This is a genomic window from Buttiauxella cochleicola (assembly GCF_021282435.1).
GTDB classification, from domain to species: Bacteria; Pseudomonadota; Gammaproteobacteria; order Enterobacterales; family Enterobacteriaceae; genus Buttiauxella; species Buttiauxella massiliensis.
In genome coordinates this window covers 190,486-217,120 of sequence record NZ_JAJSOT010000002.1, presented here as the reverse complement: position 1 = coordinate 217,120, position 26,635 = coordinate 190,486, and the positions used below count along the sequence as shown (strand labels likewise).

The 26,635-nt window shown below is 48.9% G+C and carries 18 protein-coding genes; 7 read left to right on the top strand and 11 right to left on the bottom strand.

What is annotated here, in order from left to right; genetic code table 11:
* The 3 genes from nrdB to ubiG all read right to left on the bottom strand — a co-directional run bounded on the left by nrdB (position 1) and on the right by ubiG (position 4,553).
* Positions 1–1,131 carry a class Ia ribonucleoside-diphosphate reductase subunit beta gene (gene nrdB, locus LVQ77_RS06780; protein WP_064517141.1) on the bottom strand — a complete coding sequence of 377 codons (1,131 nt, stop codon included), beginning with the start codon at positions 1,129–1,131 and terminating at the stop codon, positions 1–3.
* A 59-nt stretch (positions 1,132–1,190) separates the two neighbouring features.
* Positions 1,191–3,476 carry a class 1a ribonucleoside-diphosphate reductase subunit alpha gene (gene nrdA / locus LVQ77_RS06775; protein WP_151992846.1) on the bottom strand — a complete coding sequence of 762 codons (2,286 nt, stop codon included), beginning with the start codon at positions 3,474–3,476 and terminating at the stop codon, positions 1,191–1,193.
* Positions 3,477–3,827: 351 nt separating this feature from the next.
* A complete protein-coding gene (gene ubiG, locus LVQ77_RS06770; protein WP_232865124.1) occupies positions 3,828–4,553 on the bottom strand; it encodes a bifunctional 2-polyprenyl-6-hydroxyphenol methylase/3-demethylubiquinol 3-O-methyltransferase UbiG in 726 nt (241 codons plus the stop codon).
* A gap of 159 nt (positions 4,554–4,712) precedes the next feature.
* Here ubiG and gyrA point away from each other — a divergent pair, with 159 nt between their 5' ends.
* Positions 4,713–7,361, top strand: a complete 2,649-nt coding sequence (gene gyrA / locus LVQ77_RS06765) for a DNA topoisomerase (ATP-hydrolyzing) subunit A (RefSeq protein WP_151992844.1) — start codon at positions 4,713–4,715, stop codon at positions 7,359–7,361.
* A 109-nt stretch (positions 7,362–7,470) separates the two neighbouring features.
* Entirely contained in the window at positions 7,471–7,857 is a 387-nt protein-coding gene (locus LVQ77_RS06760) for an ASCH domain-containing protein (protein WP_064517149.1), read from the top strand.
* A 113-nt stretch (positions 7,858–7,970) separates the two neighbouring features.
* On the opposite strand, the gene LVQ77_RS06755 is transcribed toward LVQ77_RS06760, so the two are convergent.
* The 6 genes from LVQ77_RS06755 to atoS form a co-directional block, all read right to left on the bottom strand.
* Positions 7,971–9,155, bottom strand: coding sequence for an acetyl-CoA C-acetyltransferase (locus LVQ77_RS06755; protein WP_232904027.1), 1,185 nt, complete (start codon positions 9,153–9,155; stop codon positions 7,971–7,973).
* Positions 9,156–9,184: 29 nt separating this feature from the next.
* Positions 9,185–10,507, bottom strand: coding sequence for a TIGR00366 family protein (locus LVQ77_RS06750; RefSeq protein WP_232904026.1), 1,323 nt, complete (start codon positions 10,505–10,507; stop codon positions 9,185–9,187).
* A complete protein-coding gene (locus tag LVQ77_RS06745) occupies positions 10,504–11,169 on the bottom strand; it encodes a 3-oxoacid CoA-transferase subunit B (protein ID WP_232904025.1) in 666 nt (221 codons plus the stop codon). Before LVQ77_RS06745 ends, LVQ77_RS06750 begins: the two co-directional genes overlap by 4 nt.
* A gap of 4 nt (positions 11,170–11,173) precedes the next feature.
* Entirely contained in the window at positions 11,174–11,830 is a 657-nt protein-coding gene (gene atoD / locus LVQ77_RS06740) for an acetate CoA-transferase subunit alpha (RefSeq protein WP_232904024.1), read from the bottom strand.
* A gap of 203 nt (positions 11,831–12,033) precedes the next feature.
* Positions 12,034–13,413 carry an acetoacetate metabolism transcriptional regulator AtoC gene (gene atoC, locus LVQ77_RS06735; protein WP_232865119.1) on the bottom strand — a complete coding sequence of 460 codons (1,380 nt, stop codon included), beginning with the start codon at positions 13,411–13,413 and terminating at the stop codon, positions 12,034–12,036.
* Positions 13,382–15,241: a two-component system sensor histidine kinase AtoS gene (gene atoS, locus LVQ77_RS06730; protein WP_370639848.1), complete on the bottom strand. Its 1,860-nt coding sequence runs from the start codon at positions 15,239–15,241 to the stop codon at positions 13,382–13,384. Before atoS ends, atoC begins: the two co-directional genes overlap by 32 nt.
* A gap of 177 nt (positions 15,242–15,418) precedes the next feature.
* On the opposite strand from atoS, the gene rcsC reads away from it, so the two are divergent.
* On the top strand, positions 15,419–18,265 hold the full coding sequence (rcsC, locus tag LVQ77_RS06725) for a two-component system sensor histidine kinase RcsC (protein WP_232865117.1): 2,847 nt from the start codon (positions 15,419–15,421) through the stop codon (positions 18,263–18,265).
* A gap of 85 nt (positions 18,266–18,350) precedes the next feature.
* On the opposite strand, the gene rcsB is transcribed toward rcsC, so the two are convergent.
* Together rcsB and rcsD are read right to left on the bottom strand one after the other, a co-directional pair.
* Complete coding sequence (gene rcsB / locus LVQ77_RS06720) at positions 18,351–19,001, bottom strand: response regulator transcription factor RcsB (RefSeq protein WP_232865116.1); 651 nt, start codon at positions 18,999–19,001, stop codon at positions 18,351–18,353.
* A 16-nt stretch (positions 19,002–19,017) separates the two neighbouring features.
* The gene (gene rcsD, locus LVQ77_RS06715; protein ID WP_370640053.1) at positions 19,018–21,657 is read right to left on the bottom strand and encodes a phosphotransferase RcsD; all 2,640 of its coding nucleotides are present in this window, start codon (positions 21,655–21,657) and stop codon (positions 19,018–19,020) included.
* 880 nt (positions 21,658–22,537) lie between these two features.
* On the opposite strand from rcsD, the gene LVQ77_RS06710 reads away from it, so the two are divergent.
* The 4 genes from LVQ77_RS06710 (at position 22,538) to alkB (ending at position 26,603) form a co-directional block, all read left to right on the top strand.
* Positions 22,538–23,629 (top strand): porin OmpC, encoded by a 1,092-nt coding sequence (locus LVQ77_RS06710; protein ID WP_232865114.1) that lies wholly within the window; start codon positions 22,538–22,540, stop codon positions 23,627–23,629.
* Positions 23,630–23,768: 139 nt separating this feature from the next.
* The gene (gene apbE, locus LVQ77_RS06705; RefSeq protein ID WP_232904022.1) at positions 23,769–24,809 is read left to right on the top strand and encodes an FAD:protein FMN transferase ApbE; all 1,041 of its coding nucleotides are present in this window, start codon (positions 23,769–23,771) and stop codon (positions 24,807–24,809) included.
* An 82-nt stretch (positions 24,810–24,891) separates the two neighbouring features.
* Entirely contained in the window at positions 24,892–25,962 is a 1,071-nt protein-coding gene (gene ada / locus LVQ77_RS06700; protein WP_232904021.1) for a bifunctional DNA-binding transcriptional regulator/O6-methylguanine-DNA methyltransferase Ada, read from the top strand.
* Positions 25,962–26,603 carry a DNA oxidative demethylase AlkB gene (alkB, locus tag LVQ77_RS06695; RefSeq protein ID WP_232865111.1) on the top strand — a complete coding sequence of 214 codons (642 nt, stop codon included), beginning with the start codon at positions 25,962–25,964 and terminating at the stop codon, positions 26,601–26,603. Before ada ends, alkB begins: the two co-directional genes overlap by 1 nt.
* Positions 26,604–26,635 lie beyond the last annotated feature (32 nt).

Here is a 26,635-nt window from a genome sequence, read left to right as displayed (position 1 = left end):
TTACAGCTGGAAATCACTTAAATCATCGGTGTTAACGTTCGAATCAATCTGACCGACCAGATAAGAGCTCACTTCCACTTCTTGCGGTGCAACCTGCACGTTGTCAGACACAAGCCAGGCGTTAATCCATGGGATTGGGTTAGAACGCGTTTTAAATGGCAAGTCCAGACCGACAGCCTGCATACGGATATTGGTAATGTAATCAACATACTGGCAGAGAATATCTTTGTTCAGACCGATCATCGAACCGTCGCGGAACAGATAGCTTGCCCACTCTTTTTCTTGCTCGGCAGCCAGTACGAACAGGTCGTAGCATTCCTGGCGGCATTCCTGGGCGATTTCCGCCATTTCAGGATCGTCTTCACCGGAGCGCATCAGGTTCAGCATGTGCTGAGTGCCGGTCAGGTGCAGGGCTTCGTCACGGGCAATCAGCTTGATGATTTTAGCGTTGCCTTCCATCAATTCGCGCTCGGCGAATGCGAAGGAACAAGCGAAGCTGACGTAGAAGCGAATTGCTTCCAGTGCGTTAACGCTCATCAGGCATAAATAGAGTTGGCGCTTGAGTGCACGCAGGTTCACGGTCACGGTTTTGCCGTTCACGTTATGCGTACCTTCACCCAGCAGATGCCAGTAGCTGGTCATCTCAATCAGTCGGTCGTAGTAACCGGAGATATCTTTTGCGCGCTTTAAGATCTCCTGGTTAGTGACGATATCGTCAAACACAATCGCCGGATCGTTAACGATATTACGGATGATATGGGTGTAAGAGCGTGAGTGGATGGTTTCGGAAAACGCCCACGTTTCAACCCAGGTTTCCAACTCAGGGATGGAAATCAGCGGCAGCAGAGCAACGTTTGGGCTGCGGCCCTGAATGGAGTCCAGCAGCGTCTGGTATTTCAGGTTGCTGATGAAGATGTGTTTTTCGTGATCGGGCAGCGCCTGATAGTCGATACGGTCACGGGAAACGTCCACCTCTTCCGGACGCCAGAAGAAGGAGAGTTGCTTTTCAATCAGCTTTTCGAAGATGTCATATTTTTGCTGATCGTAGCGAGCCACGTTAACCGACTGGCCAAAGAACATCGGTTCTGCAAGCTGATCGTTTTTCGTCTGTGAAAAAGTGGTGTAAGCCATGAGGTTAAATCCTGTAATGCGTCGAAAAAATCCCCTCAGCAAGGTGAGGGGATTTTAAGTTAGATTTTACATGCGCCGCTTTCGCAGCCATCGTCCTGGATTGAAGGCGCCAGGTCGTCTTGCGCATCTTCCGCGCCGTCGCGGGTGTTCTGATAATAAAGCGTTTTAACACCGAATTTATAGGCGGTGAGCAAATCTTTGAGCAACTGCTGCATCGGCACTTTACCAGACGCAAAGCGCGTTGGGTCATAGTTGGTGTTTGCAGAGATCGACTGATCGATAAACTTCTGCATCAGACCGACTAATTGCAGGTAACCATCATTATTCGGCAGGTCCCACAGCAGCTCATATTTGTCTTTCAGCGTTTCGTAATCTGGCACAACCTGGCGCAGGATACCGTCTTTTGACGCTTTAATGCTGATATGGCCGCGCGGTGGTTCGATACCATTGGTGGCGTTAGAAATCTGCGAAGAGGTTTCAGACGGCATCAAAGCAGAAAGCGTGGAGTTACGCAGGCCGTGAGTTTTAATCGACTCACGAAGCGCTTCCCAGTCCAGATGCAGCGGCTCATTGCTGATCACATCCAAATCTTTCTTGTAGGTGTCGATTGGCAAAATGCCTTTTGCGTAAGTGGTTTCGTTGAACCACAGGCAAGGGCCTTGCTCTTTCGCCAACTCGTTCGATGCTTTCAACAAATAGTACTGAATCGCTTCGAAGGTTTTGTGCGTCAGGTTGTTGGCGCTGCCGTCGGAGTAACGAACGCCATTCTTCGCCAGATAGTAAGCGAAGTTAATTACACCAACACCCAGAGTACGACGGCCCATCGCACCGCGTTTCGCGGCAATGATTGGGTAGTCTTGGTAATCCAGGAGCGCATCCAGCGCACGCACAGCCAGGATCGCTAATTCTTCCAACTCATCAAGGCTTTCGATAGCACCCAGGTTGAATGCAGACAGCGTACACAGTGCAATTTCACCGTCTTCGTCGTTGATGTCATTCAGTGGTTTGGTCGGCAGCGCGATTTCCAGGCACAGGTTAGACTGGCGAACTGGCGCGATAGCCGGGTCAAACGGGCTATGGGTGTTGCAATGGTCAACGTTCTGAATGTAGATACGGCCAGTTGAGGCACGTTCTTGCATCATCAGTGAGAACAGCTCAACCGCTTTCACACGTTGCTTACGGATGCTGTCGTCTTTTTCGTATTTGGTATACAGCTGCTCGAATTTTTCCTGGTCGGCAAAGAATGCGTCATACAGACCTGGAACGTCAGACGGGCTGAACAGCGTAATGTCTTCGCCTTTCAACAAACGGGTGTACATCAGTTTGTTGATTTGCACGCCGTAATCCATGTGGCGTACGCGGTTGCCTTCAACACCACGGTTGTTTTTCAGTACCAGCAGGCTTTCAACTTCAAGGTGCCACATTGGGTAGAACAGTGTCGCAGCGCCGCCACGCACGCCGCCCTGAGAGCAGGATTTCACTGCGGTCTGGAAGTGTTTGTAGAACGGGATACAACCTGTGTGGAACGCTTCACCGCCGCGAATTGGGCTACCCAGCGCACGGATACGACCGGCGTTGATGCCGATGCCTGCACGTTGGGAAACATACTTCACAATTGCGCTGGAAGTCGCGTTGATGGAATCCAGGCTGTCGCCGCACTCGATTAGAACGCAAGAGCTGAACTGGCGAGTTGGGGTACGCACGCCAGACATAATCGGCGTAGGCAGAGAAATTTTGAAGGTAGAAACCGCATCGTAAAAACGCTTCACATAGCTCAGACGGGTTTCACGCGGGTAGCCGGAGAACAGGCACGCGGCAACCAGAATATAAAGGAACTGTGCGCTTTCGTAGATTTCGCCGGTGACACGGTTCTGAACCAGATACTTACCTTCGAGCTGTTTTACAGCCGCGTAGGAGAAGCTCATGTCGCGCTCGTGGTCGATGTAATCGTCCATCTGCTTGAACTCTTCTTCCGTGTAGTCTTCCAGCAGATGTTGATCGTATTTGCCCATCTCAACCATTTTCACTACATGGTTATAGAGTTTAGGCGGCTCGAACTCACCGTAAGCTTTTTTGCGCAGATGGAACACAGCCAGACGCGCAGCCAGATACTGGTAATCAGGCGCTTCGCGAGAGATTAAATCGGCTGCTGCTTTGATGATGGTTTCATGAATGTCAGAGGTTTTGATGCCGTCATAAAACTGGATGTGCGAGCGCAGTTCAACCTGTGATACGGATACGTTATTTAAGCCTTCGGCGGCCCAATCCAGAACTCGATGGATTTTATCCAGATCGATACGCTCAGTGCGACCGTCACGTTTTGTAACCAGCAGACTCTGATTCATGTGCGTTTGTACCTGTCCGTGAAATGAAAAATGCCCCGTTTATCCACAGTTGGCCTCTAGTGGCTAACCTTGTGGATAAATACTATATGTAGGGGGTTGTGGATTACTTGATCACTATATGGTGAGTATTCTAGTAACTAATCGGCTGAGAACAAGTATTGATTTCGAGACGGATTTCAGGTTGTGACAAGCGGAATTTCGCTAAGTCCACGTCACATAAGGCCTGTGACAATTGTCAATGGGATGCAAAAAAAATGATATTTTTGATCGAGTGCTGATTTCTTAAACTTCATTGATAAGTGCGCGGTTTGATACCGCGCAATTTTCATCAAACTAGCTTATGGATAAAAATCAATTTTCAGCTTTTGTATGCAGCATGTAATTAACATCAACACCTGGTGCGAGTTTGAACGTATTGGTCAGCGGGTTGAAATGTAACCCGGTGATGTGGCGTTCGCGCAGTGGGGTATCGTCAACCCAGGACAGTAACTCCGCAGGCTTGATGAATTTCTTAATGTCGTGCGTGCCTTTTGGCACCATGCGCAGGATGTATTCCGCACCCACCACCGCCATCAACCAGGATTTGCCATTACGGTTAAGAGTGGAGAAAAAGACGTGGCCACCCGGCTTTACCAGTTTTGCGCAGGCAGTAACGACAGATTTCGGATCCGGTACATGCTCGAGCATTTCCATACAGGTCACCACGTCATACTTCCCGGCAAATTTTTCCGCGTGCTGCTCAACGGTTTCCTGAACGTAGTCAACTTTAATACCGCTTTCCAGTGCATGCAGCTTAGCAACCTGTAATGGCTCGAAACCCATATCCAGCCCGGTCACATTAGCGCCTTCGCGCGCCATGCTCTCTGCCAGAATCCCACCGCCACAGCCGACATCAAGCACCGTTTTACCAAATAACCCATCAGCGCGTTGGCTGATATATCCCAAACGCAGCGGGTTGATGCGGTGCAGAGGCTTAAATTCGCCTTCAAGATCCCACCAGCGTGAGGCTACGGCTTCGAATTTGGCGATTTCATCATGGTCGACGTTCTGGATAACCGGCTGGTTTTCGGCATTCATGGGGCTACTCACTCCTTGTTCGTTTCGTGGCGGGAGTATATCAGTCAATGTCTGTGAATAAACCATTCGGCAACCATGTTGTGGTTTCCCCAAAGTAGGGCGATTGTGTTATAATTTGCGACCTTTGAATCCGGGACACAGTAGAGGGATAGCGGATACATGAGCGACCTTGCCAGAGAAATTACACCGGTCAACATTGAGGAAGAGCTAAAGAGCTCATATCTGGATTACGCGATGTCGGTTATTGTCGGCCGCGCACTGCCAGATGTCCGCGATGGACTCAAGCCGGTACACCGTCGCGTACTTTACGCCATGAACGTATTGGGCAATGACTGGAATAAAGCGTACAAAAAATCCGCCCGTGTTGTTGGTGACGTAATCGGTAAATATCACCCTCATGGTGATACCGCTGTCTATGACACTATCGTGCGTATGGCGCAGCCATTCTCATTGCGTTACATGTTGGTAGATGGCCAGGGTAACTTTGGTTCTGTGGACGGTGACTCCGCCGCGGCGATGCGTTATACGGAAATCCGTATGTCGAAAATCGCTCACGAACTGATGGCCGATCTCGAAAAAGACACGGTAGATTTCGTCGATAACTACGACGGAACCGAGCGCATTCCTGATGTTATGCCGACCAAAATTCCTAACTTGCTGGTTAACGGTTCATCCGGTATCGCAGTAGGCATGGCAACTAACATCCCGCCTCATAACATCACTGAAGTTATCAACGGCTGTCTGGCGTTTATTGAAGACGAAGACATCACCGTTGAAGGGTTAATGGAACACATCCCAGGCCCAGACTTCCCAACTGCCGCTATCATCAATGGCCGTCGTGGCATCGAAGAAGCGTATCGCACTGGTCGTGGCAAGATTTACATTCGCGCCCGTGCAGAAGTTGAAGCAGATGCGAAAACAGGTCGTGAGACCATCATCGTTCATGAAATTCCATACCAGGTGAACAAAGCTCGCCTGATTGAGAAAATCGCTGAACTGGTGAAAGACAAACGCGTTGAGGGCATTAGCGCTCTGCGTGACGAGTCTGATAAAGACGGCATGCGCATTGTTATCGAAATCAAACGCGATGCAGTGGGCGAAGTGGTTCTGAATAATCTTTATTCTCAGACTCAGCTGCAAACTTCCTTTGGTATCAACATGGTTGCGCTGCACCAGGGCCAACCTAAGATCATGAACCTGAAAGACATTCTTTCTGCGTTTGTGCGTCACCGTCGTGAAGTTGTGACTCGTCGTACTATTTTTGAACTGCGTAAAGCACGCGACCGTGCACACATCCTCGAAGGTCTGGCGATTGCGCTTGCGAACATCGACCCGATTATCGAGCTGATTCGTCATTCTCCAAATGCCGCAGAAGCGAAAGCTGGCCTGATTGCCCGTTCATGGGCTCTGGGCAACGTTTCTGCCATGCTGGAACGTGCGGGTGATGATGCTGCGCGTCCGGAGTGGCTGGAACCAGAATTCGGTATTCGTGATGGTCAATATTTCCTGACCGAGCAACAAGCACAGGCAATTCTTGATCTGCGTTTGCAGAAACTGACCGGCCTTGAGCACGAAAAACTGCTCGACGAATACAAAGAGCTGCTGGAGCAGATTGCTGAGTTGCTGCACATTCTGGGCAGCGCTGAACGTCTGATGGAAGTGATCACTGAAGAGCTGGTTGCGATGCGCGATCAGTTCGGCGACAAACGTCGTACTGAGATCACTGCAAATACCTCTGATATCAACATTGAAGATCTGATCAACCGCGAAGATGTGGTTGTGACTCTGTCCCACCAGGGCTATGTGAAATATCAACCGCTGACCGACTACGAAGCACAACGTCGTGGTGGTAAAGGTAAGTCCGCAGCACGTATTAAAGAAGAAGATTTCATCGACCGTCTGTTGGTTGCCAATACCCATGACACCATTCTGCTGTTCTCCAGCCGTGGCCGTCTGTATTGGATGAAGGTTTATCAGTTGCCGGAAGCGAGCCGTGGTGCGCGTGGCCGTCCAATTGTGAACCTGCTGCCACTGGAAGCGAACGAACGTATTACCGCGATCCTGCCGGTACGTGAGTATGCCGAAGGCGTTAACGTGTTCATGGCGACCGCAAGCGGTACCGTGAAGAAAACTGCGTTGACCGACTTCAGCCGCCCACGTTCAGCGGGCATCATCGCCGTCAACCTCAACGAGGGTGACGAGCTGATTGGTGTTGATTTGACGGACGGTAGCAACGAAGCCATGTTGTTCTCGGCTGCGGGTAAAGTGGTGCGCTTCAAAGAAGACGCCGTTCGTACCATGGGCCGTACTGCAACAGGTGTTCGTGGTATTAAGCTTGCAGGTGAAGACAAAGTCGTTTCCCTGATCATTCCACGCGGCGAAGGTTCGATCCTGACTGTGACGCAGAATGGTTATGGTAAACGTACCGCGGCTGATGAGTATCCGACCAAGTCACGTGCAACTCAGGGCGTTATCTCCATCAAAGTGACCGAGCGTAATGGCAGCGTCGTTGGCGCGGTTCAAGTTGAAGATACCGACCAGATTATGATGATTACCGATGCTGGTACTCTGGTTCGTACTCGCGTTTCTGAAGTGAGTGTCGTTGGCCGTAACACCCAGGGCGTTATCCTTATCCGTACTGCGGATGATGAAAACGTGGTGGGCCTGCAACGTGTTGCAGAACCGGTTGATGAAGAAGAACTGGATGCTATCGACGGTACCGTTGCGGAAGGTGATGACGAAATCGCACCTGAAGCAGACGTAGATGACAACGCTTCTGATGAAGCAGACGACGAAGCAGACGAATAATCTGAATTTTGTTGTTTGATATGACTCATAACGCCCGATGCATTTATTGCATCGGGCGTTTTTTATTTTAATATCAAGTTAGGCTTGGTTTAACTCATAAGGTAACTCAATGGCTATTCCTGAGAAGTATGAAGATGTAGAGCGCTGGGCGTTTGGTGATACAGAAAAACAGGCGGACGAACTGGTTAAATTAGTGCTCGATGGTGTTAAAACAGCCACCTGCGCTAACCTGGATGGCGAGGGCATTGCCCAGCCAGGCGATATCTTTGTGGTGGTAGATGGCAAGAATAAGCCGGTTTGCGCGATTGAACTGACCACCACGGAAATGACGACTTTTGAACAGGTGGGTGAAGCCCATGCTCTGGCTGAAGGTGAAGGTGACCGGACGTTGGCCTACTGGCGCAACGAGCATAAACGCTTTTTCGAAGAGTACGATCTGTTCTCTCCGGATATGACTTTAGTATTGATGCACTTCAAAGTTATCGAAAAGTTCTGAAAATTGGTCTGAGCTCGGTTAAGTACCGAACCCAGACACTTTTGGTGGTCTGATTTTCACTGTCCAAATTTAATGAAGGCAGTTTAATTTCAGGCCATTTTTACATCGTTGGTTTAGTTCAGCCTTTCAACAATCATCGCGGTCCCTTGCCCACCCCCAATGCACAATGTTGCAAGCCCCAGCGTTTTATCGCGGGCTGCCAGTGCATGGAGAAGCGTCACCAAAATACGTGCACCGCTGGCACCAATAGGGTGTCCAAGTGCGATAGCTCCACCATTCACGTTGATTTTCCCCGCATCAAACCCTAGCTCCTGACCAACAGCCAAATACTGGGCGGCAAAGGCTTCATTGGCTTCGATTAGGTCAATATCACTCAGTGAAAGCCCGGCTCGCTTAAGCACATTTCTGGTCGCAGGTACGGGGCCCATACCCATAATAGAAGGGTCGACGCCCCCATTTGCATAAGCACGAATACGGGCGAGTGGCACAAGGTTTAGCTCATGAGCGCGTTGTTCACTCATGACCAGCAACGCGGCAGCGCCGTCATTTATACCGGAGGAGTTCCCCGCAGTGATGCTTCCTGATGGATCAAATGCCGGGCGTAGACGGGCTAACCCTTCCGCAGTGCAGTCGATTTTAGGAAACTCATCCTGAGAAAACAGTGTTTCACCTTTGCGTTGCTTTACCGTTACAGGAACAATTTCTTTGCTAAAGACGTTCTGCTCTATCGCGTTGACAGCTTTACGCTGTGATTCCAGCGCCAGAGCATCCTGCATTTCGCGACTAATACCGTATTGGCGGGCGACATTTTCAGCGGTGATCCCCATATGGTAGCCATAGGTTGCACACAGTAAACCATCGCGCAATATGGTGTCGGTTAGCGTACCGTCTCCCAGTCGATAGCCCCAGCGCGCTTTGGTATCAAGCAAGTAGGGTGCCTGGCTCATGTTTTCCATGCCACCGGCCACTATGGACGTCGCGTTACCTGCCTGAATCGCTTGTGCAGCAAGGGCCACGCTTTTCAATCCGGAGCCACAGACTTTGTTAATGGTAAATCCGCAAACGGTTTGGTCGAGGCCTGCTTTTAGTAATGCCTGGCGGGCCGGGTTTTGCCCGAGCCCTGCTTGCAGCACATTACCCATGATGACTTCATCTATGTCGTTTCCTGTATAGCGGGCACGTTCCAGCACTTCTTTGATAACAATCGCACCCAGATCGGTGGCATTAATACTGGATAATGCCCCATTGAAGTTTCCTATAGCGGTTCGGGCAGCACTGACAATAACAACGTTATTCATAGTCACACTCCTTCCTTAGTCGAGAGATATCAAAATAGCGTCAGGCCAATAACGAATATCACGCCTGAGAACAGTAGTGCGGTAACGCAATAACCCATGATGTCGCGTACGCCCAATCCTGCTATAGCCAGTGCAGGCAATGCCCAGAAGGGTTGCGCCATATTCATCCACTGTTCGCCATACGCAATTGCCATCACTGATTTACCCAAATCGGCGCCCAGAGCTTGTGCGGCAGGAATAACGAACGGCCCCTGAATTACCCAATGCCCACCTCCTGATGGCACGGCGAAGTTGATCAGTGCGGAGCTGAAGAATGTCATAAGGGGGAAGGTTTCTTTATTGGCAACATTGATGAAAAACTCGGTAATCATGCCACCGAGGCCTGAGTGTTCCATCATTAATTGAATGCCTGCGTAAAAGGGAAATTGCACCAGAATCCCTGCGGTACTACGGGCAGCAGCGCTAATCGCACGCATGTATGCCATTGGTGTCTTGTGAAGCAGAAGACCGGCAACCATAAACATCATGTTCACGGTGTTGATGGTGATGTTGAAACCTTTTTCATAAAACTGGAAACCCAGGTAGGCAATGCCCAATGCACTGACAATAAGCGCCAACAGGCGGCTTTCTTCCAGGCGCTCAGAAGGTGGAGCATCCTTTGCCAGGGTTTTCTGGAAATCGGCCTCTTCTTGCAATAAAACAGGGTCAATCGTAATCACATCACCTGGTTTTGGCATCATCATGCGTGTGACGAAAGGCATCATCACGATAAGCCCAAGGGTGATGAAAAGATTGAAGCCGCGGAACAAGGTATCTGATACCGGAATAAGCCCCGCAATATGTTCAACCGGGTTGCCTGGAGTTGCTGCAAGCAGCGGCATTGAGCCAGAAAAACCACCGCCCCATGTAAGAAAACCGATGTAAGCGCAGGCGATCAGCAGTGGATAATCGGAACCCTTCACCCGGCGAGCCACCTCACGGGCAAACATGGCGCCTACCACCAGCCCAAAACCCCAGTTAATCACGCAGGCAACTGAACCAAAGAAGGTCACCAGCATGACGCCCTGAGTCGGCGTTTTTGCTGCAGAAGCGGTAAATTGCAGGATACGTTTAACGGGAGTGGAGCTGGCAAGTGCATGCCCGGTAACAATAATGAGTGCCATCTGCATGCCAAATGCGAGCAGATTCCAGAAACCATCGCCCCACATTTTTACGATGCTTACCGGCGAATGTGGCGTTAACCCCAACGCAATGATAAATGTCAGTAGCGTCAGTAACATGGCAAAGATGAGCGGGTCCGGGAGATAACGACTCACGAAACGCGTCATCAGGCGGGAGATTTTACCGATCATACTAAACCTCTCTCAGCGCCTAATGGCATGAGGTGCAATTCAGGATCCACGGTAAATTCGGCTGCAGTTTTTTGCACTATCTCCTCAATGCTGACTCCTTCGGCATGTTCGGTTAGCCACATTTTTCCCTCTTTGAAACGGAACACGGCTAACTCGGTCACCAGCATATGAACGGCGTTAAGCGCGGTCAGAGGGAGCGTGCAGTTAGGCAGGATTTTGGACGAACCATCTTTTGCACAGTGCTCCATAGCAATGATGACGTGACGAGCTCCTGTCACCAGGTCCATTGCGCCACCCATGCCTGGTACCATCTTCCCAGGGATCACCCAGTTAGCCAGATTAGCGTGTTGATCAACTTGCAGCCCGCCAAGTACGCAGGCATCAACATGACCACCGCGAATCAGTGCGAACGACATGCCGCTGTCAAACATTGCTGCACCCGGTAAGATTCCGCAAAGTTGCCCTCCGGCGTTAACCAGATCCGGATGGGGATCATTGATGGGACCAAGGCCGAGAAAACCATTTTCTGATTGGAGAGTGATGTGAATTCCTTCTGGCAGGTAATCAGCCACTTTGGTCGGTAACCCAATCCCCAGGTTGACTATTGCGCCGTCGTGTAATTCTAAGGCGACGCGTCGGGCAATTTTTTCTTTAGCATTCATGGCATTACTCCTGGGGATTAACAATGAAATCAATGACGGCGGCGGGGGTGATGACGTTGTCTGGTGCAATATCACCGACGGGCAGAAGTTCATCTGGCTCAGCAAGAGTTATGTCAGCGGCTAGCGCAATTAATGGATTGAAATTTCGGGCGCTAAGTTGGTAGGTCAAATTTCCAGAGGTATCAGCCTGATGTGCGCGAATCAATGCAATATCAGCTCGTAGAGGGCGCTCCAGCAACCAGGTTTTTCCTTCAAGTACAATCTTCTGTTTACCTTCCTCCACTACGGTGCCAACGCCTGTAGCAGTTAATATTCCGCCAAGCCCAGCACCGCCACAGCGGATTTGTTCAATCAGTGTTCCTTGTGGAACAAGTTCAACTTCAAGTTCACCATCAATCATTTGCCGCCCAGTTTCTGGGTTGGTGCCAATGTGCGAAGCAATGACTTTCTTAACACGTCGGTTACCAATTAACGGGCCGATACCTGTATCAACGAAGGCGGTATCGTTGGCAATTATCGTAAGGTTTTTAACACCCGAAGCCAGTAACGCTTCAATTAGGCGGGGTGGGGTTCCTACGCCCATAAAGCCACCGACCATAATGGTCATGCCATCGCGGAAGTGCTCAGCGGCGTTACCAATAGTGATTATTTTGTTTTTCATGCTATTTCCCTTAGTCACTCTCCTTATGGAGATGTCCATGACATAGCAAGGGGAATGCCAGTTCGTGGGAAACACAAAAAAATGAATTCAACTAATTGAATTTAATGAAATATTTTTCATTTTTGAACGAATGGTACTGGAGGGTATAGATGGAGTGAACCTGACAAGAATTGCACAGTTGCGCAATTCTTGTCAGGGAAAGATTAGCCTTCGGAGATTTGCTCAATATTGTATTCTTGTAATTTATACATTAATGCCCGACGGCTGATCCCTAACAGCATTGCTGCCCGAGTTCGATTGCCATAGCTATCGTTAAGCGCAGTGACGATCAGCGTTTTTTCATAGCGCTTAACGTTTTCTTTCAGAGAGCCCGTCGTACCAGGCTCTTTGTCGTTTATGGGTTTAGAGGCTTGTAAGAGGGGAGGTAAATCTTCCGGGAAAATCACCATACCAGTGCTCATGATGACGGCACGCTCGATAATATTGGAAAGCTCACGAATGTTGCCAGGCCAGGTGTGAGACTCCAATAACGCCATGGCGGAGGTGTCGATTTCAATAATTTCTCTTTGATTTTCCAGGTTAAACTTTTGCAAAAAGTGGTTTGCCAGCAGTGAAATATCCTCCAGACGCTCTCGTAGCGGTGGAAGTGTTAAATGGATAACGTTCAGGCGATACCAAAGGTCATTACGGAATGTACCAGCTTCAACCATGGCGGGAATATCCCGGTTAGTTGCAGCGATAATTCGAATATCAACACGTACAGTCTGGCTACCGCCAATGCGTTCAAATTCTCTTTCCTGGAGAACGCGCAAAAGCTTTACTTGCAGGTTTAGCGGCATTTCACCGACTTCATCCAGCAGCAATGTGCCTCCGTGGGCTCGTTCAAACAAACCACGTCGTTGCAATTGTGCGCCGGTGAAAGCTCCTTTTTCATGACCAAAAAGCTCACTTTCCAGCAGTGATTCCGGCAATGCCGCACAATTGATTTTGATAAACGGCCCATGGCTACGGCCACTATTATAATGAATGGCTCGCGCGATTAGTTCCTTACCCGTGCCGCTTTCTCCTGATATCAATACGCTGGCGTGGCTAAGCGCAATTTTGGCGGTATCGCGACATATTTCCATCATGGATGGGCTTTGGGTGAGGATATGACCCCATTGATAGCTTTTCGACAATTGCTGATGCAGTTGGTTAATTTGTTGCTTCATGTCCTGCATTTGCATAGCACGCAGGATGACGAGCTTAACCTCACTTAAATCGAAAGGTTTAATAACGTAATCAAAGGCACCAAAACGAAGCGCTTCTACAGCGGTTTCCACGGCGGCATAAGCTGTCATCAGAATGACTGGCGTTGCCGGGCGAACAGCACGCATTTTTTCCAGTGCTTCAATACCATTAAGCACAGGCATGCGTATATCCATTAACACCACATCGGGTTGATGTGAATGGAACAACTTGAGCGCCTCGCAGCCGTTTGCCGCGCAAAGTGGACGATGCCCATCAAGCGTGAAAGCGGTGGTGAGCATCCGACGAACGTTTGCTTCATCATCAACAATCAGTATTTGCCAGCTTTGTTTCATGATCGCTTCCTTGAGTTTGATTCACGGGTAATAACAGCGTGAAAGTGGTTCCCTTATTTGGATGGCTGGAGAAGCGGATATCACCCTGATGAGAATTGATAATGCGCTGACTGATTGCCAGACCAAGCCCTGTTCCTGATGATTTTGTAGTGTAAAAAGGATCGAATATTTTGCTTTTTATCTGTTCGCTAATACCGCAACCATTGTCTTTAATACGCAGTATTTGATGGGTATCGCCCAGTCGTCGGGTGCGGATGAAGATTTTTCCTCTGGCGGGAATCGCTTGTACGGCATTGATCAGAATATTAAGAATGACCTGTTTTAGCATTTCTCCATCGGCCTCAATATCTGTGAGCGATTGATCGACTCGGGTAAGAAAATCAATTCGCGCCTCAACACCTTTGGTTTTAATTAACACCAGGCAATCATTGAGGATTTGATTGAGATTTACGGCCTGCCATTTTCCCGTTTGAGGACGGGCAAAATCCAGTAACTGTTGAATGACAGCATTAATAGACTGGATCTCTTTAAGGATAATGCGCAGGTACTCCTGACGTTGCGGATCTGTCTCCAGCTCTCTGAGAATTTGGGCATATCCTTTAATTGCGGTGAGAGGGTTTCGGACTTCATGCGCAACACCAGCCATGAGTTCGCCGAGGGCGGCTAATCGCTCTGCCTGTGCCATTCTGCGTTGTATTTCTTTGCGGGCGGTGAGATCAGACAAAATCACCAGTGCGCCAATTAGTTCGTTGTTAGCATTGAAAATCTGGCTGGTGGTGACACTCAGTTCAATGGTGCGATGCCGTGCTGGGAAGGTGATTTCCCTGGCAACAAAACTGATGCCTTTTTCCAGAGTTTCCAGAATGGGGCTATGGAAGAGCGAGGTAGAAAACATTGTAGAGTAGGGTTTGCCGAGGAGTTCGTCCTGGCGGTATCCCGTCGTCGTTTCGGCAGTAGGGTTCATCAGGGTAACAAGCCCTTGAGTATCGACAGCAATCACACCATCTGCTGCGTTTTCAATAATCAGGTCATTAAGTGTTCTGGTTTCACGCAATGCTCGCGCCAGAGCATTGACACTGGAAGTTATATCACCCATTTCGCCCGTTAACGTTGGCAGTTGGGTGTCCAGGTTTTGCGGCAATGCCGCAAGCCCATGTTTAATGACTTCAATATCTGAACTCAGACGGCGTGAGAACACAATGATCAGGCAAATGCTGATAAGCAAACCGACAGCGAGTACGATAATGACTCGCAAATCCATCGCCAGCGCTTGCTGGCTAATATCTTCGGACAATTCATTAGCCCAGATATAGCCAATTATTTCCCCGTTGCGTCTGATTGGCAGCATCACATTCATAATGTTGCCGCGTACTTGCTTACCCCATACGACTTGGTTTTGTCGGCTGGTCATGACATGTCGACCAGGGTGATCTACGGAAATGCTCAGACCCACATTACTTTGATAATCATTTTTGGGGGCGTAGGTAATAATGGCATCAAGTTGGCGGTGATAGTAACCCGCCCCCACGCCAGGGAAGGAAGTTGCTATCTGCTCGGTTCGTGATGAAAGGTGCTGATTCAAGGCTTGAATTCTTGCCGCCCGGGGTAGGTTTGCGTACAGAGCAAAGTCATCGCCAAGTTGCTTATCTAACAGATGCGTTACCGCGAATAACTTATTTTGTTTTTCCTGAAGTAATGCCGCTCTGCCTTCGCTTTCAACAAAGTAGCCAATTGTCAGGATGGGAATAGTTACCATCAATACTACTATGAGAATGAGCTTACTGCGTAGTCGTCGTGGGGTGCATTGTTGGTAAAGGGACCGTAACATTAACATTAGCCTTCCGATGGCGAGTTGTTGATGAATTATGAAGTGATGTTATGAGTAAGTCCGGATCGGCTGTCAAACTATCACACAGTGATCGTTCCCTTTGCCGTTGCGGGCTGCCATTTTTGCGGCTACCTTAACGGCATCTAAAGTTTTGCTATTTCCACGACCAGGCTCAATTTGAAATATCTTGTCTCCTTTCGCACCACACTAAAAGTCTCCCGCTACCTGTTTCGGGCACTGGCTTTATTGCTTTGGCTGCTGATTGCGCTCTTTTCGGTGTTCTACATCATGAATGCCCTACACGAAAAAGAGTCAGAAATTCGCCAGGAATTTAATATCAGCTTCGACCAGGCGCAGCGTTATATCCAGCGTACGTCTGATGTGGTGAAAGAGCTCAAGTACATTGCGGAAAATCGTCTGACCGCCGCTAATGGCGTGTTGCCGTCCGTGGAAAATGATGACAACAGAGTCGACCCACCGAGTTTCATGCCGTTGTTCCCGGACTCTGACTGTTCAGCTGTCAGCTCAACCTGGCGTTCTTCTTTGCAATCCCTGGCGTGGTTTTTACGCTATTGGCGAGACAATTTCTCGGCGGCCTACGATCTCAATCGCGTCTTTTTGATTGGCGGTGACAATCTGTGCATGGCGGACTTCGGCCTGCGTGAAATGCCCCTTGAGCGTGAAAAAGCGTTAAAAACGCTGCATGAACGCATCATGAAATACCGCAATGCACCACAAGATGAGCGCAGTAATAGTATTTACTGGATTGGTCAGGGGTCACGTCCAGGAGTCGGGTATTTCTATACTCTTACGCCGGTGTATCTGGCTAACCGCTTGCAGGCTCTGTTAGGTGTTGAGCAAACCATTCGTATGGAGAACTTCCTTTCACCAGGTTCAATGCCAGTTGGCGTGACGATTCTCGATGAAAATAGCCGTCCGTTGATTTCACTGACTGGCCCAGGAGCAAATTTTCAGCCTGATGAAAAATGGCTTCAGGAGCGTTCGTGGTTTGGCTATACCTCCGGATTTAAGCAATTTATTCTCAAGAAAAACCTGCCGCCATCATCGATGAGCGTGGTGTACTCCGTACCTGTGGATATGGTGCTGGAACGTATTCGCATGCTGATTCTCAATGCGGTTCTGCTGAATATCCTGGTTGGGGTCGTGCTGTTTACTCTGGCGCGTATGTATGAAAAACGGATCTTTATTCCAGCAGAAAATGATGCCCTGCGCCTCGAAGAGCACGAGCAGTTCAACCGTAAAATTGTCGCCTCAGCGCCGGTCGGTATCTGTATTTTGCGCACTCAGGATGGCACCAATATTCTGAGTAACGAGTTGGCGCACAATTATCTCAACATGCTCACCCATGAAGACCGACAGCGGTTAACGCAAATTATCTGTGGCCAGCAGGTTAACTTTGTCGATGTGCTGACCAGTAGCCATACCAACTTGCAGATTAGCTTTGTCCATTCGCGTTACCGAAATGAAAACGTGGCGATTTGTGTGCTGGTGGATGTCAGCGCGCGCGTCAAGATGGAAGAGTCGCTCCAGGAAATGGCACAAGCCTCAGAGCAGGCGAGCCAGTCAAAATCTATGTTCTTAGCCACCGTGAGCCACGAACTGCGCACACCGCTATATGGCATCATTGGTAACCTGGATTTATTGCAGACTAAAGAACTACCGAAAGGGGTAGATCGCCTGGTGACGGCGATGAACAACTCATCGAGCCTGTTGCTGAAAATCATCAGCGATATTCTCGACTTCTCAAAAATTGAATCCGAGCAGTTAAAAATAGAGCCGCATGAGTTCTCACCACGCGAAGTGATGAGCCATATCACCGCAAACTACCTGCCGCTGGTGGTGCGTAAACAACTCGGACTGTACTGTTTTATCGAACCGGATGTGCCGCTGACGTTGCAAGGTGACCCGATGCGTTTGCAGCAGGTCATTTCTAACTTGCTCAGTAACGCCATCAAATTTACCGATATTGGCTGCATTGTTTTGCATGTCAGTGTCGAAGGGGACTACCTCTCCTGGCGCGTGCGTGATACCGGCGTGGGCATCCCGGCTAAAGAAGTTACGCGCTTATTTGACCCATTCTTCCAGGTGGGCACAGGCGTACAGCACAACTTCCAGGGTACAGGGCTCGGGCTGGCTATCTGCGAGAAGCTCATTAGCATGATGGATGGCGATATTGCCGTAGATACCGAAGTGGGGATGGGCAGCCAGTTTACGATCCGTATTCCTTTATACGCTGCAAAATACGCCGAGCAATCCCATGTTGAAGGGTTGGTTAATAAACGCTGCTGGCTGGCAGTGCGTAATGCTTCGCTGAGTAAATATCTCGAGTCCGTGCTTGCTCGTAACCAAATCGAAGTTCGGCAGTATCAGGGCCAACGGCCTGATAACGACGATATATTGATAACTGATGATGAACTGGAAAAAGACTGGGAAGGACGTGCAGCGATTATTTTCTGCCGTCGTCATATCGGTATTCCAATCGAAACATCACCTGGTTGCTGGTTGCATAGCCTTGCGGCACCTCATGATCTCATGCTGCTGCTGGGCCGTATTTACAGCGTTACGGTGAATGTGCCGGGGGCTGATTCTGCATCGCCTGCACCTTCCGACAACAACGAACGAAACGATGACATGATGATCCTCGTCGTTGACGATCACCCTATCAACCGACGTTTGCTGGCCGATCAGTTGGGATCGTTGGGCTATCAATGTAAAACGGCGAACGACGGTGTCGATGCACTGAATGTGTTGAGTAAAAATCACATTGATATTGTGCTGAGCGACGTGAACATGCCGAATATGGATGGTTATCGCCTGACACAACGGATTCGTCAGCTCGGTTTGACTTTGCCTGTGGTGGGTGTGACGGCAAATGCGCTGGCAGAAGAGAAACAACGGTGTATTGAGTCGGGAATGGATAGCTGCCTGTCTAAGCCAGTAACGCTGGATATCCTGAAAACGACGGTCGATCTTTATGCCGCAAGGGTGCGTAGCGGCAGATAAAAAAATGGTGGATGTCGCTTACGCTAATCCACCCTACGATTGCTTTCTTGTAGGTCGGATAAGCGCAGCGTCATCCGACATTGATTTATTCTTTGTCGGCCGGGGACAGACTTACCGACGAAAGATAGTTCAACAACGCAATGTCATTTTCCACACCCAGTTTCATCATTGCTGATTTCTTCTGGCTACTGATGGTTTTGATGCTGCGGTTCAGTTTGCGGGCAATCTCAGTCACCAGGAAACCTTCGGCGAACAGACGTAAAACTTCGCTCTCTTTTGGAGACAAACGCTTGTCACCGTAACCACCCGCGCTGATTTTTTCCAGCAGGCGAGATACGCTTTCCGGTGTGAATTTTTTGCCTTTCTGCAGTGCTGCCAGCGCTTTTGGTAAATCAGTTGGCGCGCCTTGCTTGAGCACAATTCCTTCGATATCCAGTTCTAACACCGCGCTCAAAATAGCTGGGTTGTTATTCATCGTCAGCACGATGATAGAAATGCTAGGGAAGTGACGCTTGATGTATTTGATAAGCGTAATGCCGTCGCCGTATTTGTCGCCAGGCATTGAGAGATCGGTTATCAAAACATGAGCATCAAGTTTTGGCAGGTTATTGATAAGCGCTGTGGAATCTTCAAATTCACCGACAACATTCACCCACTCGATCTGCTCGAGTGATTTACGAATGCCGAACAGGACAATCGGATGGTCGTCGGCAATAATTACGTTCATAGTGTTCATGTAATAGGCTACCTTGCTACAGCAAACTCTTGACGTAAGCGTCAATATCGCTGGTATATTTTTGTATGTTGGTAGCATCACTTTCACGAATGTGATGCTCTAACGTTTCACATAACTGCTTGCCGGGTACCAGATTGAGCATTGCAAACACTCCCTTCAAACGGTGAGCTGTTTGCGCTAATGCTGCGAAATCGTGCGCCGCTGATTCAGTATACAATCTCCTAACATCTTCCGGTACTGTGTCGACAAACAGCGCGTAATAGCCGCTGGCATGAAGTTGTGCATTTTCATCGCCACCCAATGGTGATTCCGAAATACCTTCTTGCGCCAGTTGCTCTTCTATCAGCTGCAGCACCGCATCCTGCATGGCATTACTGATATTAAAGTTAACTCGGAACTGGCCTGGGCCTAGCTTCCGCATTCCGTTCTCATCATCGCTTAAAAGCAAACCCGAAGATGTAAGATTAGACGGATTATCTGTCAGGAAGATATCAAACTCTTGACTTGCCAGTCTTTCATCCGGAGTGATGCATTGCGCGCCCCAGTTTTCCAGCAGGCGGGTGACAATATTTCGGACTTCATTGGAGGTGATATCAATCATCGCCACCACATCATCGAGCAGTTTCTCTTCTTGCTCTTCCTGCTGCGGTTCGGCTGTCATTCTGATGTGCAAATTGTAACGTGTACCAATTTCCTCACGGGTCTTGATATTCAGATGCCCGCCGAGTTTGCGTGAAAGCTGATCGCATAAATAGAATGTTAATCCATTAGCACGCCCGTAACGATCTTCACTGGTTTCGTTGAGGAAAGGGAAGTGGAGATTATCGACTTCACCACTACTGATGCCTTCACCGGTATCCAAAATACGGAATAGTAGACGGTCCGGCCCGGACTCTTCTTCAGTAATATCCAGGGTGATTTTGCCAATTTGGGTAGTCGTTACTGAATAATGCAGCAATAACTGGAGCACTTTGCGAAGCGCTTCCCGGTCGCCATGACGCTCTTCATCTGCCGCCAAATGGTTGTTGATTAGCAGTTGCAAGCCTTTACGTTTGATGATCGGCAACATCTCAAGTGCAACTTCATCAATCAATGGCTGGATTGCGAACAGCGTTGCATTCGTTTTCCATGTATCGGTTTCCAGCATGTTCAGCAACTGAATCTCATCCACCAGGCGTACAATGCTTTGGGCTTCATTGGCAACTGCATGCGCCTCTGGAGTATCTAGTGCGCTGGCGTGTTCGGCGATATTTTTCACCGGTTGCTGTAGCGCTTCCCCAATGTGCTGCATGAACGTAATTCGTCCCTGCTGGTTTTTTTCGTATAAACGCTGAGCTTGCTTGAGCTTTTTGTTAACCAGAATTTCGCGGTCCTGGTCGCGAATCACAAATATCTGCGTGCGTGGTGCAATCTGGCTGCGAAACTGGCGAATCTCATACAATTCATTATTGATAGTTGCCTGAATAACACCTTGATGCTGATCGGCCATCGCAATGATGTTTTGCAGATTAAGGTGTGGCAACAAATGATCGGCAATTTTATTGCTGATGACTGTGCGATTTGAATCCAGGTCATGTACCAACAGGCCCAGCGGCAATTGCGAGACAATCTCTTCGTTAAGTGCACGTAAAATTTGCAATTCGCCGTTGCCGTTTTGTACTTCTGCAGGACGTGCTGCCTGTTGGCGGAAAGTGGTGAAGCCGAAGAGCGCCAGTGCCAGCAGGCCAATATTGAGTAGCAGAGGTAAGATAATATTCTGCAAGGTGTCCATCAGCAGAGTGCCGAGCGGAACCTGCCAGACCAGCCGCATATGGGTTGTAGCAAGCGGGGACGCTATTTCAATTTTCGCGCCATTAAAATTAATGGAGATGCTATCCGGATCTTCTTTTTCTATGCCGTTAGCCGCCATTGGAGCGTCGTTATTTTCCAGACGGAAGTTGTCAAGTGACATCCCCGGTGGGATCAAATCGTTGATGGGTAAATCAAACGCTACGACCGTTGCCAGGTGGCCTGGCTGGTTAAAGGTTGTTCGCAGGGTAAAGTAATAACCGTTTTGCCATGCCAGGTGGCGTAGTTGAGAGAAGCTTTCACGCTCATCAAGTGCGTTTGCTTGCTGAAGCATTTCAGCTCGGCGTGAATCGACTATTGAACTGACGCCGCTTTCTTTAAGACCGGAAGAAAGATCTTTAAGTGGAAGGGTGGAAACCAGGATCATGCTGTTATCCTGGCCATTTAAATAGTACATCGACCATGGGTTGTTTTCAGCGCCCCACAACGTATCAAGATAAGTAGAGATACGTTGTGTCATATCCAGTGTTGAGCTGTCGTGTGAGCCAAAAATCAGGGCTTCGGTTTTACGACGTGGCTTTTCTAAATAATACACATCCTGGCGTAGACGCGTTTCTTGCAGGCCGTCGCTTGCTGGCGCCGTTGAGACGGCGATGTTGTCATATATCTGCCAGGTTGCGTAACGATAGGTCTCAACCCTTTTGTGAAGTGCATGGGTGATGTCGACAATCTGATAGCTTTTATCCTTGAGCCAGGTGTTGACGGCACTTTGCACCATGACACCCATGGCAACCAGTAGCACGACTATCAATAGCAGGAAGAAGCGAGTGATATTACCGGGAATAAGCGAAAATTTATTAGGGATCATACGGTCTGACTGACTCATTGTTAGCGCGCAACCCGGCGAGCATTCGCCACTTAAAAAAATCCACTGCTCTGCAAGGCAAGCCAGCAGGCGTTATAGCTGTTAGTAAGTAAACCAACATATCCAGATCAAGAATACCTGCAACAGGCGTTGGCGTCATCGTCTGTGTCTTAAAACTCAACGAGTATAATTCGAAATCGTGACATTTCCAGGCTGTTGATAATTAGCCGAAATAGCGCCATTGAACGGATTGTATTTTAATCAACTTTCCGCGGTATTTTTGTACAAAATAGTTTCACTTGTACAATTATTTAATATGAAATGATTGTCTATTTAGGTTTTCTTTTTTTAGAAAGTTCCCGCATGAGAGGTGAGATTTATCTGTAAGCGAAGCGGTAATTTGTTAATAGACGTTATTTTTTGAAGGGGATAGCACAAAATGATTAAAGTTACGTAAAGAAACGTAAAAAAAACCGGATGCAAGCATCCGGTCCAAATTGGGGTAAACAGACATTCAAAGCTGAATGACGGTAATAAATAAAGTTAATGATGATAGCGGGAGTTATTTTATATATAAATAATGAGCGTGTTTTATCATTCAGTGCTACAGAGGGCGATATAATTTTAGTTATTGATTTTAATTGTTATTTTATTTGTTTTGACGATTAGTGCTTATATTATTATCTTTTTGTGCGGAAAAAAGTTCCATTGAATTTACATTTTGAAACACGTATGTGGATAAATGAAACATCTCTATGGTTTTAGTATCATATTCGGATTGGATTAATCTGTATTTGTTTTGGACAATGGGTTAGCCGACTGATTAGAGAATTAATCAGTAAGCAGTGGCATATAAAAAGGCATATAACAGAGGGTTAATAACATGAAAGTTAAAGTACTGTCCCTCCTGGTTCCAGCATTGCTGGTAGCAGGCACCGCTCATGCGGCCGAAATTTATAACAAAGACGGCAACAAATTAGATCTGTACGGTAAAGTAGATGGTTTACATTACTTCTCCGACGACAAAGGCGTTGACGGTGACCAGACTTACTTCCGTCTTGGCATTAAAGGCGAAACTCAGATTAACGACCAACTGACCGGTTATGGCCAGTGGGAATACAACGTTCAGGCTAACAACGTTGAAGGCAGCAGCGATCAGGCGTGGACTCGTCTGGCATTCGCAGGTTTGCGTTTTGCTGACTACGGTTCATTCGACTACGGTCGTAACTACGGCGTTGTCTACGACGTAACTTCATGGACCGACGTTCTGCCAGAATTTGGCGGCGACACTTACGGTTCTGATAACTTCCTGCAATCACGTGCAAACGGTGTTGCAACTTACCGTAACACCGACTTCTTCGGTCTGGTTGACGGCCTGAACTTTGCTCTGCAATACCAGGGTAAAAACGGCAGCGTTTCTGGCGAAGGTTCTACTCAGAACGGTCGTGGCGCTCTGAAACAGAACGGTGACGGCTTCGGCGGTTCCTTAACTTACGATCTGGGTGAAGGTTTCAGCCTGGGTTCAGCTATCTCTAGCTCCAAGCGTACTACTGACCAGAACAACATGGCTGTAGGTGAAGGCGATCGCGCTGAAACTTACACCGGCGGTCTGAAATATGACGCTAACAACATCTATCTGGCAACTCAGTACACCCAGACTTACAACGCAACTCGCGCGGGTGACCTGGGCTTTGCTAACAAAGCACAGAACTTCGAAGTTGTCGCTCAGTACCAGTTCGACTTCGGTCTGCGTCCTTCCGTTGCTTACCTGCAGTCCAAAGGTAAAGACATCGAAGGTTACGGCGACCAGGATCTGGTTAAATATGTTGATGTTGGCGCGACTTACTACTTCAACAAAAACATGTCCACCTACGTTGATTACAAAATCAACCTGCTGGACGAAAACGAATTCACTCGTAACGCTGGCGTCGGTACCGATGACATCGTAGGTGTTGGTCTGGTTTACCAGTTCTAATTCCTGCTTTTGCAGTGTTCGTTGTAAAAGGCGCCTTAGGGCGCCTTTTTTACGTCTGGACTCTCAACAATCCTTCACTTTTAATCCAATTCTTTGCCAGTTGGTGTACCCTTTTGCGCTCAAACAGGAGAGAGAAACAATGGACTTACGATTATTACGCTATGGCCTGTTTGCCATAGTTTTGGGTGCTTTGGCAGGCTGTGATAACCCAGCAGCAAAAAGTAATACTGGCATGGTGCTGGAAGGCAAAACCATGGGGACATACTGGCGTGCAAGTCTCGCGGGTGTGGACAATGCAAGACAGACTGAGCTGCGGGAAAAAATTCAGGGGCAGCTAGATGGTGACGACCGCCTGTTGTCGACCTACAAAAAAGATTCTGCCTTATCGCGCTTTAACCAGTCCTCTACGACGGAACCTTATCCCGTCGCTGAAGCAATGAGCGATATTGTGACTATGGCTTTGCGCATTGGCGCGAAGACCGATGGCGCGATGGATATTACCGTCGGGCCGCTGGTGAATCTGTGGGGATTTGGCCCAGATAAACAACCGATAAAAACGCCTGATCAGGCACAAATTGATGCTGCGAAAGCGCTGACCGGGTTGCATCATCTCACGGTGATAAACCAGGCCGGGAAACAGTGGTTACAGAAAGATCTTGTGGGTTTGTATGTTGATCTCTCCACGATGGGTGAGGGTTATGCTGCCGATCATCTGGCGCGTTTAATGGAACAAAATGGCATCAGCCGCTATTTGGTTTCCGTGGGTGGAGCAGTGGTAACGCGAGGGACTAATCCTGATGGTAAAGCCTGGCGAGTGGCGATTCAGAAACCTACCGATCGTGAAAATGCTGTACAGGCGGTGGTTGATCTCAATGGGCACGGGATAAGCACCTCCGGCAGCTATCGCAATTATTACGAACTGGATGGCAAGCGTTTGTCCCATGTGATTGACCCACAAACAGGCCAACCGATTCAGCATAAATTAGTTTCCGCGACAGTGATTTCACCAACGGCAATGGAAGCCGATGGCTGGGATACCGGTTTGATGGTGCTTGGAACTGAAAAAGCCAAACAGGTGGCAGAAAAAGAGGGGCTGGCGGTTTATTTAATCACTAAAGAGGGCGATAGTTTTACCACCTGGATGTCGCCTCAGTTTAAAACCTTCTTACTTAGCGAGTAAAATTAGAAAGCAAGATTGCGGGTTTCCCAGCGTCCTAAAACTGTCACAGTCATATCATGACAGCAAAATACAGGAGCCAGTCATGAATCATTTTTTTGATAAAGCCAACGATGAAAGCCGCTGGCAGGCTGTGGAAACCCGTGATAGTCGCGCTGATGGGCAGTTTGTCTTTGCGGTGAACACTACCGGGATCTGCTGCCGTCCTTCTTGCAGCGCGCGCCATCCGTTACGTAAAAATGTGCTGTTCTTTGAAAGCGTTGGCGCCGCCGTTGATGCTGGTTTTCGCCCGTGCAAACGTTGCCAGCCAGACAAACAAGCGCCTGAGCAACAACGTATTGACCGCATCACGCTGGCCTGCCGAATTCTTGAAGCCAGCAACGAGTCAATCGTTCTTGCCGACCTGGCTTCGCAAGTGGCAATGAGCCCGTTCCATTTTCATCGTCTGTTTAAACAAGTCACTGGGCTAACGCCTCACGCGTGGCAAAAGGCGTTGCGGGCGAAACGGTTACGTGCGCAGTTGGCTCAGGGTGAGCCTGTCACACGGGCTGTTTTCGACGCCGGTTTTCAGTCAGGAAGCAACTACTACCAGCAGGCGGATAAAGTCTTAGGGATGACGGCGAAGCAATACCGGCAGGGAGGGGAACGCACCGTGATTCAATTTGTGGTGGGGTCCTGTCGTTTGGGGATGTTTCTGGTCGCGCAGAGTGAGCGAGGTATTTGCGCCATACTGTTAGGTAACGATGCCAAAACGCTGATTGCCGAATTGGAAACGCTGTTCCCGCACTCTGCATTAATGGCCGGTGACGAACTCTTTGTGCAAAATGTCGCCCAGGTGGTGAGTTTACTGGAGAGACCGGGCCAGCAGTTTGATTTGCCGTTGGATATTCAGGGCACCGCATTTCAGCAGCAAGTCTGGCAGGCATTGCGTGAGATTCCTACCGGGCAGACTGCAAGCTATCGTGACATTGCTGAACGTATCGGCAAGCCGCAGGCAGTACGTGCAGTGGCCGGAGCATGCGCCGCAAATAAACTGGCGGTCATTATTCCATGCCACCGTGTTGTGCGTAATGACGGTGCGCTTTCTGGCTACCGTTGGGGTGTTGAGCGTAAGCGCCTACTTCTTAAGATTGAAGCCCAACAGCAGGGGGAGTGATGCTCGATTTATTTGCCGATGAAGCACCGTGGCTAGAGCCGTTGGCTGATGGCGCAGTTATTTTGCGTCGCTTTGCCTGTGCTGATGCACGGCTGCTTATCGCGCAAATTGAGGAGGTTGCCGCACTTTCCCCATTTCGCCAGATGGTCACGCCAGGCGGTTACACGATGTCGGTGGCGATGACCAACTGCGGCGAAGTCGGCTGGACCACTAACGCTCACGGCTACCTCTATTCCCCGATTGACCCGCTGACCTCACAACACTGGCCCGCGATACCGACTGTTTTTCGCCAGTTATCCGATGCCGCCTCAAAGGCTGCGGGGTATCCTGATTTTAATCCTGATGCCTGTCTGATTAACCGCTATGCACCGGGCGCTAAGCTTTCACTCCATCAGGACAAAGATGAGCTAAATCTACAACAGCCAATTGTTTCGGTGTCGCTTGGGTTACCCGCCGTGTTTCAGTTTGGTGGGCTTAAGCGCAATGACCCGCTGAAAAGAGTGATGCTTGAACATGGTGATATCGTGGTTTGGGGCGGGCCGTCAAGGCTGTTTTATCATGGTATTTTACCGCTTAAACCGGGCCATCATCCTGCTACTGACGAGTTTCGCTACAATCTCACTTTCCGGCACACCCGTTAACACGAATATAAATAAGAATTATTCTTGCTGTA